This window comes from Streptomyces sp. NPDC026394, assembly GCF_055567735.1.
Map to the genome: position 1 here is coordinate 268,300 of NZ_JBVHPX010000006.1, position 13,909 is coordinate 282,208.

The following is a 13,909-nucleotide window of genomic DNA, read 5'->3' on the forward strand; positions in this document are numbered from 1 at the left end:
TTGCTCGCTTCTGCCTGCCGCGCCACCGCGGCGGTCGCCCGCGGCGGTGGCGCGTCGTTCCCCGTGTACGCGGCCGCCCGGCGGCCGTCGGTCGGCGGCTCAGCGGCCGCCGGGGCCCGGCCCGTTGGTGTGCCACACCCCGCCACCCGGGGCGCCGCCGCCGTCGCCGGGCCCGGAGCCGTCGAAGAAGACCATGCCGCCCGGCATCATCTGCGGCGCGGCCTCCTGCGGGCTGCGCTCCTCCTCGGAACCGGGCCCGGCCGGTTCGGGCCCGCTGCCGTTGACCGCCTGCCGGGCGAACTGCGTGTGGTACAGCTCCGCGTAGAGCCCGCCGGCCGCCAGCAGCTCCTCGTGCGTGCCCCGCTCGCGGATGCCGCCCTCATCGAAGACCAGGATCTGGTCGGCCTCCCGGATGGTGGACAGCCGGTGCGCGATGACGACGGAGGTACGGCCGTGCAGCGCCGTCTTCAGGGCCCGCTGGACGGCCGCCTCGGACTCCGAGTCCAGGTGTGCGGTCGCCTCGTCGAGGACCACGATCGAGGGGGCCTTGAGCAGCAGCCGGGCCAGTGCCAGACGTTGCTTCTCGCCGCCCGAGAGCCGGTAGCCGCGGTCGCCCGCCACCGTGTCCAGGCCGCTGGGCAGCGAGCTGATGGTGTCCCAGATCTGCGCGGCCCGGCACGCCTCGATCAGCTCCTCCTCGGTGGCGCCGGGGCGGGCGTAGGTGAGGTTGTTGCGGATGGTGTCGTGGAAGAGGTGGGCGTCCTGGGAGACCACACCGACGGTCCGGCGCAGCGAGTCCAGGGTGACGTCGCGCAGGTCCTGCCCGGCGATGCGGACACTGCCCGCCGACGGGTCGTACAGCCGCGACACCAGGTGCGTGGCGGTCGTCTTGCCCACGCCGGACGGGCCCACCAGCGCGGTGAGCTTGCCGGACGGCGCCGTGAAGCTGATGTCGCGCAGCACCTCGGGCGACTCCTGGGACCGCTCGTCGGCGGGCAGCGCGTGCGACTCCAGGGACGCCAGGGAGACCTCGCTGGCCTTCGGGTAGCGGAAGGACACCCCGTCGAAGGTGATCTCGGGGGCGGCTCCGTCGTCCGGCGCCGGCAGGTCGGTGGCGTTCTCCCGCTCGGTGATCAGCGGCTTCAGGTCGAGCAGTTCGAAGATCCGGTCGAAGCTGACCATCGCGGTGTGCGCCTCGCCCTGGATGCTGGAGAGCTGGGTGATCGGGCCGTACAGGCGGGCCAGCAGGGCGGCCAGCGCCACCAGCGTGCCGACCTGGAAGGTGCCGTCGACGACCATGGCACCGCCGAGGCCGTAGACGAGCGCGGTGACGACGGCGGCCAGCAGCGTCATGATGATGACCGTCAGCCGGCTCAGCACCATCCAGGTGACGCCGACCTCGCGCACCTTGCCCGCGCGCTCGGCGAACAGCCGCGCCTCCTCGTGCGGGCGGCCGAAGAGCTTGGAGAGCATCGCGCCCGCCACGTTGAAGCGCTCGCCGATGGTCGCGCCCATCTCGGCGTTCATCTGCATCTGTTCACGGGAGTAGCGGGTCAGCCGCCGCCCGACCAGCGCGCCGGGAATCATGAACACCGGCAGGATCACCAGCGCGATCAGGCTGACCAGCCACGACAGGTAGAACATGCTGCCGAGGACCAGCACCAGCGTGAACACGCTGGACAGCGAGCCCAGCAGGGTGCCCAGCGCGTGCTGCGCGCCCACCACGTCCGTGTTGAGCCGGCTGACCAGGGACCCGGTCTGGGTCCGGGTGAAGAAGGCCAGCGGCTGGCGCTGTACGTGGGTGAACGCCTGCACCCGCAGGTCGTAGCTGACGCCCTGGCTGATCCGGCCCGAGTACCAGCTCTGCGCGAGTTGCAGCCCCGCGTCGAGGAGGGCGAGCCCCGCGACGACGAGCGAGATGACCGTCAGCACCGTGGTGTCCTTCTGGAGGATGCCGACGTCGATGAGCTCTTTGAGGAGCAGCGGGGTGGAGACGACGATGAGCGAGTCCACCACGGTCAGCAGCAACAGCAGGACGCTCTCGCGGGAATGCGGTTTCGCATACGCGAGAATCCGGCGGAGCGTTCCCGGCCGGAGCCGCTGCGAAGCCGTGGAATTGCCCGGGTCGTCGTACGTCGCCAGCATGATGCCCGAGCCTTGTCCGGCAAACATATCAGCGGAAACCTCCTGGGTCGGGATTCCTGGTCATGCGGTCGGACCGCATGGAAAAGGCGGCACCCCGAGGGGCGCCCGATCCGTCATGTTCGGCGGGCTTTCACGAAGGCCGGCCCACCGGATGCGGTGACCGGAATGCTGTCCTGCTGCCGTGCGCCTTTTCGACGATACCCATATCAACTCCCGCCAGCCAGGCCGATGGGCCCGGGGCGGCTCCAGGGATTTCTCGCCCGGCCACGGAAAAAGGTGAAAGTGCAGCACCGGCCCCCGGCACACCGGTGCACCGGGGAATTCACGGTGCCGGGTGCCGGGCGGCCCGGCGGGCGGCGCTTTCGCGGGCGCCCGCCGGTACCGACCGTATCGCGCATTCTCATCGGGTGCGGCCGGCCCGGCATTCGTCCAACCGGCCGCGTTCCTCACTTGGACATGGTGCGGCCGCCTGTCAGACGGCCTCGGCGACGTTGCGCTCGGCCCGCTGGGCGAAGTCCGCCCAGATGTCCGCGCATTCCCGGGCCAGTTGCGCGATGATGCCGCTGCAGTGCGGAGGAATGTTTGCCATGATGTCGTCCCACTCCTCCGCGCTGATCGTGTGAATGCTCAGCAGCCGCAGCAGCGTCCGTCCGGTCTCGCTGAACCGCAGGGCCGGGTCGACCTTGAGGCGGCGGACCACCACCGTCCGGTCCTGGACGGGCATCCGGACGGGCGCGTTGCCGTCACCGCCGTCGCCCGCGTCGGCGGGCCCGGCGGACAGTTGCTCCTGCGGTGCCCTGGCCGGCCGGCCCCGCCCCTTCAGGAGCGGCTCCTCGCCCCGGCGCAGCCGGTTGCGGACGTCGCGCGCCGTCTCGGGCGAGATCCCGGACGCCCGCGCGATCTGCCGCAGCGACAGACCGGGGTTCTCGGCGATGAGATTGCCGGCGAGCCGGCGGCCCTCGGCCCCGTTGAGCGGCCGGAAGCGGCCGTCCTGGCCGATCCTGCCGCGCCCCGCGGACGCCGCGCCCGCCACCCGCCGGCGGATGTCCGCGACGGTGCCCGGCGCGATTCCGGTGACCGAGGCGATCATCCGGTCCGACCACAACGGGTGCGAACGGATGATGCGTTCGGCCGCGTTCTTGCGGTCCGCCATGGACAGCGGAAGGCCGTGCGTGATGTTCGACTCGACGGCGAGGACGAAGGCGTCGGCCTCGTCACCGTCGAAGAACCGCACCGCGATCTTGTCGTCGCCGCGCCGTTCCGCGGCGCGCAGTCGGTGGACGCCGTCGATGACCCGCATCGTCGCGCGATGCGCGATGATGGGCGGCAGCGGTGCCTGTGCCACCGTCAGCATCTCCACATGTTCGGTGTCTTCCCCGGATATACGCGGAGAGCCGGCCACCGAGAGAGAATTGATCTCCACCTCGACGACCGTCTGCATATCCAGGTGCGCCTGCCCAGGTTCCACTCCAGGCTCCTCGCGTTGTGATTCCCCCGTGCGCAAGCTCGCGCTGACGCACCCTAACGACGTACGGCAGGCCCGTGCTTCGGCGATGCCGGCCTGAGTAGGACATCACCGGGCCGTTCAGGTGTGTAGAACCCACCCCCGCTTCTCGACCGGTTACAACTCCCGGCGGGGGAGGAAGGTTCCCGAACCGCAGAAAACGCCCCACGCGAAGCGGAACACATATTCAAACAAACCATCTTCCCCCATTCAGATACATACTCTAACAGTGCCTTTATCTACGGGGCACCCCTACCTGAAGTGCCTGAACCCGCGATGTCGCATTCCCCCGGGCACCGGAATCGGCGATTTCGGCTCCCGCCCCGCCACCGCGACACCGGTGGACGCGCGAGCCGGTCAGCCGGCCCGCTTTCCCCGCCGGGCGCGCCCCCCGCGCCCGTCCTCCGCCCGCGTCCAGCCACCGGGCTCCCGTCCCTCCCCGCCGGCCACCGGCGGCACGTACGTCCACCCGTGGCGGCGCATCAGCTTGCGTACGCCCTGCACCGTGTACGTGACCCGGAAGCGCCGCACGATCACGGCCTGGATGCGCTCCAGCGTCCAGCGGTCCCCCGACCAGCCGTACGCCGCGGGGCCCCGGGCGAGTTCCGCCTCCAGCAGGCGGAACTGGGCCGGGCTCAGCCGCGGCCGGGACGCCGGCCCCTTCGAGTCCAGCGCCCGCTCCCCCGCCTGCTGCCAGGCCCGGCGCCACCGCTGCACCGACCGCACACTCACCCGCAGCTCCCGGGCGATCACCGCGTTGGTCTCGCCCCGCGCGAAGCGTTCGACCGCCTTCAGCCGCAGCCGTTCGCGGAACTCCCGCCGCTCGGCGGTCAGTCCGCCGCCCTGTGCGTATCGCATCTCTCCGACATACCCCAAGATGTGCGACGGGCCGGCCTCCGGCGACATCACGGGTTCAGCGCCGCTACCCCTATCGCGGGCGGCGCCGTGCACCGGGGAACACCGGTCCCCGGGCGTCCCGTCCGTCCGGCCGCCGGCGCGGAAATTGGCCTGTACCAAGCGGCCGGACGGTGGGTCGTGTGCGCTTTCGTCCGGCCGCCTGTCGGGGTACCCCTACCGGCGGTGCGCACCCCGCCGGGAGGAGCCGGGGCTCCTGGAATCTCAGGAGGCGACGGCCGCCGCCTGCGGCACCGGCTGCGTGAGCGTCCGGCCCATCAGCGGCGACAGGATCGTGGCGGTACTGGCGATCTCCCGCATGTCGGCCTCCAGCAGCGCCTGGTCACCGTCGCACCGCGCCGTCTCCGGCGCCGGATGCACATCGATCATGACGCCGTCCGCGCCGACCGCCAGCGCCGCCCGCATCAGCGGCAGGACCAGCTCCCGGCGGCCGCCGGAGTGCGACGGGTCCACGATCACCGGCAGGTGCGACAGCCGCTGGGCCACCGGCACCGCGCTGATGTCCAGCGTGTTGCGGGTCGCGGTCTCGAACGTGCGGATGCCGCGCTCGCACAGCACGATGTCCAGGTTGCCGCGCTGCGCGATGTACTCGGCGGCCATCAGCCACTCGTCGATGGTCGCGCCGAACCCGCGCTTGAGCAGCACGGGTTTGCCCGCGGAGCCCACCGCCTGGAGCAGCGCGAAGTTCTGCATGTTGCGGGTGCCGACCTGGAGCATGTCCGCGTAGGAGGCGACCAGTTCGACGCTGCCCGGGTCGATGACCTCGGTGACCACCGGCAGCCCGGTCTCGGCCCGCACGTCGGCGAGGATGCGCAGCCCGGTCTCGCCCAGCCCCTGGTAGGCGTACGGCGAGGTGCGCGGCTTGAACGCGCCGCCGCGCAGCATCGCGGCCCCGGCGGCCTGGGCCATCCGCGCCGCGGCGAGTGTCTGCTCGGCGGACTCCACCGCGCACGGGCCCGCGACGACGGACAGGGTGTCGGGCCCGATCGGCACACCGCCGACCCGCACGACCGACCGGGCGGGGTGGTGCTCCCGGCTGACGAGCTTGTAGGGCACGGAGATCCGTACGACGTCGAGGACGCCCCTGCGGCTGCGCAGGTTGAGCGCCTCGAACTCGTCCACGTCCCCGACGAGTCCGACGATCGTCCGGGTCACCCCCCGGCTGACGAAGGCGTCACCACCCGCCGAGCGCACCAGGCCGACGACGGCGTCGACATCCTCCTGCGTGGCCCCGGGGGCCATCACCACCACCATGAGGGGTTCCTCCCGTTGAGTGGCCGGCACCGGCCGGCCGGATGCGGTGGGACGAGAGTCCGGCGCACGCCCGCACCGCCGTGCGCCGGACCAGATGCCGGGGCTCGTACGGGCCGTCCGGCCGCGGCACCGCCGCCCCGGACGCCTCCGGCGCCGGCCCCGGTACGCACCCGCCCGCCAACTCCGGTCGCGCTGCCAGAACACGACAACTCCCTTGTCCCGCAATGGAGTTCGCGGAATTTCTTTTCACCGTCAATGATTCCACACGCACGCGCCGGGCTGTCCAACCGCGCAACATGCACCGCGGCTCCGCACGCCCGTCCCCCGCTCCCGCCCGCCCCGCGCCTACCCGGCACGCAGGCAGTCCCGCTGAGCGCCGTCCCCGCACCCGTCGAGACCGGTGTCCGGCTCCAGCCGCGTCGCCAGGTCGGTACGGCGCTGCACACCCAGCTTCCGGTACGCCCGGGTCAGGTGCTGCTCCACGGTGCTGATCGTGATGAACAGCGCCCCGGCGATCTGCCGGTTGGTGTAGCCCCGGGCGGCGAGCGTCGCGACCCGCAGCTCCGCGCCGCTCAGCTCGGCGGGCGGGCGTCCCGCGCAGCCCGCCCCGGACCGTTCGGGCGGACCGGCGCTCGCCGCACCGACCGGCGACGCCTTCAGGACGGGCGCCTTGATGCCGCACTCCCGCATCAGCTGCTGCGCCTTGCGCGCCGCGATCCGTGCCCGGCTGTCGTCGTTCACGTCCCAGTAGCTGTACGACAGTTCCGCCATCGCGTACGCCAGCTCCAGCCGGTGCCCGCCGCGCTGGAGGATGTCCATCGCCTCCCCCAGGAGCCGCGGCCGGTCCGCGCGCTCGGCCAGCGCCGCCAGCACCCGCAGCGCGACGCCCCGTGTCCACAGCGGGCGGCGCCCGGTACGGACCAGCTCCTCCTCCAGCAGGGCCCGCGCGCGGCGGTCGTCCCCCAGCGCGACATGGACCTGCGCGGCGTCCGTCCGCCACGGCACGAGCCCGGACAGGTCCAGGCGCCACCGTGCCATCAGGTCGCCGCAGCGGTGGAAGTCCTCCAGCGCAGCATACGGCCGGCCGGCGGCGAACTGGTGGTGACCGCGGGCCCAGAGATACAGCAGCCCGGCGGGCGTCCGGAACGCCGCGTCGGGCACCGGGACCTCCAGGTGGGCCGCCGCCTCGTCCAGCCGTCCCGTGGCGGCCTTCGTGTACAGCAGCGCGGCGACCGGGACGGCGACGGCCGCGCCCCACCCTTCGGGCGGGACGACGGTGAGCGCGGTGTGCGCCGACTCCTCCGCCGCGGCCAGCTCGCCGAGTCTGATCTCGATGAACGCCTTGGCCGAGGCGAACAGCGACTGCCACATGGGCGTACGGTGCTCCCGCGCCTCCGCGAGCAGGATCTCGCACCAGCGGGCGGCCTCCGGCAGCCCGTCGGCGACGATGAGCGCGACCAGCGCCGCCAGCCCCGCCGCCGGGGTACGGTCCTCCGGCCGGGTCTCCTGGAGGATCCGCTCCGCACGGCCGGTCACGTCGCCGGTAACCCTCTGGTCCAGTACGGAAGCCATCAGGGCGAGCGCGCGCTGCTGGTTGTCCTGCTCGGGCGTCAGGCCGGAGGCCCGGGCGCCCGCCGCCGTACCTCGGTACGGGCCCGCCGCCACCTCGGCGCGGTACTTCCCCGCCAGCCCCGGATACCCGTAGGCGAACCAGAACCGCACCGGCTCCAGCGCTCCGCCTCCCTCCTCTTCCGCCTCTTCCCCCTCGTCGCCCTCCTTCTCCTCCACGATCCGCAGAACCTCCAAGGCATCGTCCGCCCTGCCGAACCACAGCAGATGGCCGACCAACTCCTTCATGGCGCGCGCCGTGAGCCGCCCGGCCGGTGCCGCGTCGGTGAGCGCCGACAAGTGCCGTACGGCGGCGGACGGATCGACCCGCCACCCGGCCCGTACCAGGGCGAGCCTGACCTCCAGCAGCTGCCGCTCGTCCGCACAGCCGTCCCTGGCCACGCGCAGGCAGTCCAGCGCGGTGCCCACCTCGTCACGGGCCAGCGCCGCCTCCGCCGCCTCCAGCAGCACGGGCAGCGCCCACGGCGCGTCCACGGTCTCCGCGGCCACCAGATGACGGGCCAGTGCGGTCGCCGGCGCACCGTGCTCGTAAAGCACCTGGGCGACGCGGGCCTCCAGGCGCGCGCTGCGCGGCGGTTCCGCCCGCCGCAGCACCGCCGTCCGTCCCGCCTCGTGACGGAACCGGCCATCGGCGAGCAACCCCATGTCGTGCAAGGCGCGCAGGCTACGTTCGCCGGCCTGGCGGGGCACCCCGAGCAGTTCGGCGAACCCGCCGTGCGCGGCCCGCTCCCCGAGCACCGCCAGCAGCCACGCGGTACGGCGCGTGAGGTCGTCGCCGCGGCTCAGGCACTGTGCCACGGCACGTTCGTACGCCTCACCGGGCACCGGTCCGGCGCCCCCGGCCCGCTCCGCGTCCGCGTAGTCGTCCAGCAGCGCCCGCATCAGCAGCGGACTGCCGCCGCTCAGCCGGTGGAATTCCGCGACGGGCGGCGCCGAACGCCGCCCTTTCTGCCCGGCGGCCAGCATGGCGACGACACCGTCCCGCGGCAACGGACCGACGTGCAGAAATCTGCACGCCGGACCGCGCAGCAATTCCCGCCGCACCGGACTGTCCTCCCAGGCCGTACCACTGCTTTCCCCGAGGACCACCAGAATCCTGCTGACGGCCAGCCGCCGCACCACGTACAGCACACATTCCAACGAATAGGCGTCGGCCTGATGGACATCGTCGATACACACGACGACCGGCCGCTTCCTGGCCTGCGCGAGCAGAATGCCGCACACCCGGGGAATGACGTTCACGGCGACTTCCGCGGGAATGGACCCCGCGGCCGCCCGCACCGGCGCGCCACCGCCCCCGGCCGGCGGCGGCAGCCACACCACCGGTCCCGCGCCCGCGCCGGCCAGCTCCGCGGTGCGCAGCAGTTGCCCGGCCGCGCGCAGCGGCACGTCCTTCTCCGCCGCGGCCGCCGTGGCCTGCAACCACAAGGCCCCGGTGGGCGCGGCCCGCTCCCGGAAGGCGCGCAGCAGGGCCGTCTTGCCGCTGCCCACCGCGCCGCTGACCACCACCGCTCCCCCGCGCCCGGCCGCGCAGGCGTCGAGCAGGCCCTCCAGGACGGAGAGCTCCGTGTCCCGCTCCACCAACCTCATGAGCCGGTTCACCCCCGTATCCGGACTCGCGTTGTTCAGTTGGACGGGAATCCAGCCGCAACCGACCCTTCGGCTCCAACGGTCACAGGAATTCCACACCGACCGGTTGCCCCGGCCTCCGAAACGGTCACCGCCCGCGTCCGCACCCCGGCGCCGACCGCCCCATCTGACATGTTCCGCATTACCTCAACATTACCCCGGCCCGCCCCCCCGACCAGGCCGCACCGGAAAGTATTTCAGAAGTCCACCATTCTCCTCCGAACCCCTCCCCGCGACCTCCCCCAAAACCCTTACTACGCGTAACGAAAAGCGCCGGAGAAGCTCCAGAATTCCACCCCATCAGATACACCACCCCCTCTTCACCCGAACACACCACCCGCCCCGCCGCCCCTGAACACCCCACGAGCGCCGGCCGCCTCCACGGCCTCAGTCACATCGCGGCGGGCTCGGCCTTCGGGGCAGCGACCGGCCGGCGACTGGCGTGGGGAACGGTCAGGCCCGTGACGCCACGAGATGCCGTACTGCACCCTCGGAAGGCGCTGACAATGATCTCGCGGTAGACAGGGCGGACCGCAGCGGCTCCGAGCCTGGACAGGTCGGAGTTGTCGGGAAAAGACCCCGGAACCGGCAGCTTGAACGGCAGACTTGATCTCTGACGACCCGAGGAGATCAAGGCATGGCAACAGACGCCCACGACAGACCGGTTCCGGCAGCGGACTTACGTGGGCAGCGAGTCCTCGCCCTCCTGGATCGGCCTGCCTGACGAACAGCGCACCGCCAACGTCCGAGAACACGCATGGCCGACCTCGGTGCCCTGAAGGGCCACGGAACGGTCGCACGCCGCGTCGGCCCCGCCGGTCTCGACCTCGCGAGCCCCGGCGCCGCCGGGCAGCGGTGCCTGCGGGAGCGCGCGGCCAGCAGCGGGGGGCTGCCGGCCGCGCGCGTGTCACTGGTCAGGAGTCGCCACGGAACCTCGGTATGAAGTACTGGGTGTCATTCGAGGAGGTGCACTTGTTCAAGGCGGGGTATCTGTTGCGCTTGTCGCCCATCATGGTCACGCACAGATTGGTCCTCGTGTGCAGAAGCTGAAGATGCCCGCCATATTGAAAGACAAGGAATTCCTGGCTGAGCTGTCCGGCGCAGTCCCATTCGTTGAGGGAGCTTCCGCTGGTGGCGTCATTGCCGCCGGAGACATCGATGCATTTCTGGGTCTGATTGTTGACGAGATTGACGTGGCCGCGCCCGGCGCCCCGCGTGCGCCAGGTGACGTCGGCCATGTAACTGTCAGTGACCGGGACGATCCGCGTGCCGTTCGCCGGGCTGCGTCCCTCGATGCCCAGGACACTGTTGAGATCACTGGCGCTTTCGAGGCCCATCCACTCGTCGTGGTAGCGGTGGCCGCGAAATTCTATGGGGTAGTGGTCCGAACTCATGCCCGCGGACCGCCGCGCGAAGTAGTTGGGCATGTTACGAGAGGTGATCATGTAGTCCAGCTCCCCGCCACTCTGCTGAGTGCTGTCCCCGTACCTGAACATGAACCCGGCCTGCAGGGTGATCGCCCCACGCATCGCGCTCGGGTCACGGTTCCAGTCTCCTACCGCCGTCCAACCGTGGTTCCCCGCCTGGCGTGCCTGATTCGCGATGTTCGCGAGCAGGTCGGGGGCTTCGTTCTGGGTGCCGGACGCCTGTGCGTGCACGGAGTAGTAGATGTCGTCACCGAAGCGCAGGCCCAGGGCGGGCCGCGCCCCGTTCCGGCCGGGGGGAGCGACGTACACATCGTCCGCGAGCCGATGCGTGATGATCATCAGATTGACCCGGCCGCCGGTCCCTCCGTTCGGGTCACCCGAGAGCCAGTAGACATGCCGGACCCCATCCCTGCCGCCCAGACGCCATTCGTACTGGTGAACGCGGTAGGTGCCCCGATCGTGCCAGCCTATGTAGCTCCATTGCGCCGGGCGGGGACCCGCCTCCTGAACCATGACGATGGTGTTGCGCCTGGTGAGAGTCCTCAGATCATCCGGTCTGTAGCCCTGCGAGTTGTACGTCGCTACCGTCTCTTCGTCGGGCGGAGTGGCATGAGCGGCCGGAGCGGGATATCCGATGAGCAGGCCGAGCAGAACGGCCAGTGCCACGACTGGCGCAGGGACCCTTCTTCGCGCCTCGGACAGGGTGAATGACATCGGAGCAGGCCTTTCCTAGGTGGGTTCGTCGGTGTGCGCGAAGGCCGGGGAGAGGTGGATGTCGCGGCGCGGGCAAGGCGTGTTGGTGACACCGGTGGGTCCACTCCCGGTGGTGTTCGGCACGGGGATCACCGGCGGACACGGGGTACGTGAAGTGACGGAGCGCGGCGGCCGGGTGGGGCCGGCCCCGCGTTCGTGCGCCCTTGAGTCAACCCGACGGAACCTGGGCGCAACAGGAAAATCCACCGGCAAAAGTAGGGTGCTGCATACTTTTGCGGGTGGGGTTGCGCATCCGGTGGGCCCTGGCGTTGTGGGGGCTTTGAGCATGGGTACCGGTACACCGGCCGCGGGCGGCTTCGGCGCGCTCCTGCACAGCTTGCGCCAGGGCGCCGGGCTCACCCAGGAGGAGCTGGCGCAGGCGGCGGGAATCAGCGTGCGGGCCCTGTCGTACATGGAGCGCGGCCACTCCCGTGGGCCGCAGCGCCGGACTGTGTCCGCCCTGGCCACGACCCTGCGGCTGAGCCCGCAGGACGCGAGGGAACTGGAGCGCCTGGCGAGCCTGGGACGGCCCCGCCGGGCCCCCGCCAAGGAGGTACTGCCGCCTGTCGCCGTAGTGGATACCGTGGCGGGGGCGCCCGATCTGCTGCCAAGGGCGCCGCGCGGCTTTCACGGGCGGGCGGCGGAGCTGGCCGCTGTGTCCCGGGCCGCTGCGGGCGAGGCGCCCGTCTGCCTGGTCATCGGGCCCGCCGGGGTGGGCAAGACGGCGCTCGTGCTGCACTGGGCCCACCACAGCCGTGCGAGGTTTCCCGACGGGCAGCTCTACGCCGACCTGCGCGGCTTCGGCGACCAGGGCGAGCCCTCTCTCATGGAGGTGCTGCGCGAGTTCCTGCCGGCGCTCGGTGTGGCGCACGGCCGGATACCTCAGTCGGCCAACGGCGCGGCCGCGCTGTTCCGGTCGCTGGCCGCCGACCGCCGGCTCCTGGTGGTGCTCGACAACGCGCGGGACTCCGAGCAGGTCAGACCGCTCCTGCCCGGCGGGCGCCGCTGCGTCACCGTCGTCACCAGCAGACACCGGCTGCCGGGGCTGATCGTCACCGACACCGCCCGGCCCGTCGCCGTGGACGTGCTCGGGCCGAGGGAGGGCACGCTGCTCCTCGCCGAGGTCCTCGGCGCCGAACGGGTACGCGCGGAGCCGGCGGCTGCGCGACGGCTGGCCGAGCTGTGCGGCGGGCTGCCCCTGGCGCTGCGGGTGGCGGCCGCCCGGCTGGCGCAACGGCCCGCCTGGCCGCTGGGCGCGATGGCCGCCGAGCTGTCCGACGAGACGCGTCGGCTGAGCCTGCTGGAGGTGGAGGACACCGGCGTACGGGCGGCGCTGCGGGTGACGCTGCACCAGCTCCCGGGGCCGGTCTCCCGCCTGTTCGCCCATCTCGGCCGCCATCCCGGCACGCACGTCGACCGGTATGCCGCGGCGGCCCTGGCGGACACGGACCCGGTAGCCGCCGAGGCCTGTCTGGAGCGGCTGGCCGTCGCGCACCTCGTCACGGAGACGGCGCCCGGCCGCTGGACGATGCACGATCTGGTGCGGCTCTACGCACGGAGCCTGGACGCCGGGCCCGATGCGCTCAAGCGCGTGCTCGACCACTACATCGCCACGGGCCTCGCGGCGGTGGCCGCGGCCGAGCCCGGCAACGAGGAGTGCTTCCCGCTGCCCAGGGACTACCTGCCGCCCGCCGCCGTGCGGGAGTTCGGCGACCGGTCCGCCGCCGTGGCCTGGTACGCGGCCGAGCGGGACGACCTCACCCTGGCGGTGGCCGCGGCGCACGCCGCCGCACTGCACGAGCGGACCTGGCGGATCGTCCTGACGCTGTGGCCGCTGATCGTGTGGCGCGTGCGCGACGGCTGGGCCCCGCTCCTTGAGACCGCGCTCGAAGCGGCCCGGGCCGACGCCGACCAGCACGGCGAGTCACGGGTGCTCAACGTGCTCGGCTGGATCCTGATCGAGGAAGGGCGCATCCCGCAGGCGCTCACCCACCTGGAGGCCGCCCGCGCCCTGGCCTCCCGGGCAGATGACGCGGTGGCCGAGGCGAACGCCCTGCTCGTTGTGGCCATGGCGCAAGCGGCGCTCGGCCGCCTGGACGAGGCCGCGCAGGGGTGCGAGCGGGCGGTTCGGCTGGCGCGTCAGGCCGGCGACCGGACCACCGAGAAACTGGCCCTGCAGCACCTCGCCCGCCACTGGGCCGACGCCGGCAGATGGCGCCGGGCCCTCGACACCGCGACCCAGGCCCTGGCCCTCCACGACCGGCCGGGCACGACCGACATCCCCCACACCCTGCTGCTGATGGTGAAGGGAGAGGCGCTGCTGGGGCTCGGCAACGAAATCGAGGGCATCAGGCAACTCGACCTGGCGGCCCGGGAAGCGGAGTCCTCCGGCTACGACGACGGCGCGGTACGGGCGCTCGGCGCTCTGCTGCGTGTATCAGCCGACGCGGGATTCCAGGCACGGTACGACGCGGCACTCGCACGCCTGTCCATCCGGGCGTGAACCGCCAACTCGCCGCCGACCGCCCGCGGCCGCGCCCGGCGGCCTTCTTCCTGCTCGGGCCCGCAGACTCGGCTGGATGCCCACTTCTGGGCCGTGCTGGGCCGGAGCCGGAGGGAAGTGGTGTGCGGCGACGTGCACACCCTCAGCCTG

General features: G+C 72.1%; 6 protein-coding genes and 1 pseudogene. 1 reads left to right on the plus strand and 6 read right to left on the minus strand.

Features of this window, described 5'->3' with window-relative positions; genetic code table 11:
• Positions 1–99 precede the first annotated feature (99 nt).
• From ACZ4QV_RS17225 to ACZ4QV_RS17250, 6 genes and pseudogenes are all read right to left on the minus strand, one after another.
• Positions 100–2,172: an ABC transporter ATP-binding protein gene (locus ACZ4QV_RS17225; RefSeq protein WP_361581598.1), complete on the minus strand. Its 2,073-nt coding sequence runs from the start codon at positions 2,170–2,172 to the stop codon at positions 100–102.
• 445 nt (positions 2,173–2,617) lie between these two features.
• Positions 2,618–3,613: a ParB/RepB/Spo0J family partition protein gene (locus tag ACZ4QV_RS17230; protein WP_361148428.1), complete on the minus strand. Its 996-nt coding sequence runs from the start codon at positions 3,611–3,613 to the stop codon at positions 2,618–2,620.
• A gap of 399 nt (positions 3,614–4,012) precedes the next feature.
• A pseudogene (locus ACZ4QV_RS17235) lies at positions 4,013–4,507 on the minus strand (winged helix-turn-helix domain-containing protein); the annotation flags it as partial.
• A gap of 261 nt (positions 4,508–4,768) precedes the next feature.
• Positions 4,769–5,818: a 3-deoxy-7-phosphoheptulonate synthase gene (gene aroF / locus ACZ4QV_RS17240; RefSeq protein ID WP_361148431.1), complete on the minus strand. Its 1,050-nt coding sequence runs from the start codon at positions 5,816–5,818 to the stop codon at positions 4,769–4,771.
• Positions 5,819–6,163: 345 nt separating this feature from the next.
• Complete coding sequence (locus tag ACZ4QV_RS17245) at positions 6,164–9,037, minus strand: helix-turn-helix transcriptional regulator (RefSeq protein ID WP_361148433.1); 2,874 nt, start codon at positions 9,035–9,037, stop codon at positions 6,164–6,166.
• A 953-nt stretch (positions 9,038–9,990) separates the two neighbouring features.
• Positions 9,991–11,169, minus strand: coding sequence for an RICIN domain-containing protein (locus tag ACZ4QV_RS17250; RefSeq protein WP_361636587.1), 1,179 nt, complete (start codon positions 11,167–11,169; stop codon positions 9,991–9,993).
• Positions 11,170–11,542: 373 nt separating this feature from the next.
• On the opposite strand from ACZ4QV_RS17250, the gene ACZ4QV_RS17255 reads away from it, so the two are divergent.
• Entirely contained in the window at positions 11,543–13,759 is a 2,217-nt protein-coding gene (locus tag ACZ4QV_RS17255) for a helix-turn-helix domain-containing protein (protein ID WP_467763075.1), read from the plus strand.
• The last annotated feature ends 150 nt before the right edge of the window (positions 13,760–13,909 follow it).

Excerpts from the sequence above, each read along its gene's own strand:
- ACZ4QV_RS17255 (WP_467763075.1), top strand. The coding sequence starts at position 11,543 with ATGGGTACCGGTACACCGGCCGCGGGCGGCTTCGGCGCGCTCCTGCAC.
- aroF (WP_361148431.1), bottom strand. The coding sequence starts at position 5,818 with ATGGTGGTGGTGATGGCCCCCGGGGCCACGCAGGAGGATGTCGACGCC.
- ACZ4QV_RS17225 (WP_361581598.1), bottom strand. The coding sequence starts at position 2,172 with ATGTTTGCCGGACAAGGCTCGGGCATCATGCTGGCGACGTACGACGAC.
- ACZ4QV_RS17245 (WP_361148433.1), bottom strand. The coding sequence starts at position 9,037 with ATGAGGTTGGTGGAGCGGGACACGGAGCTCTCCGTCCTGGAGGGCCTG.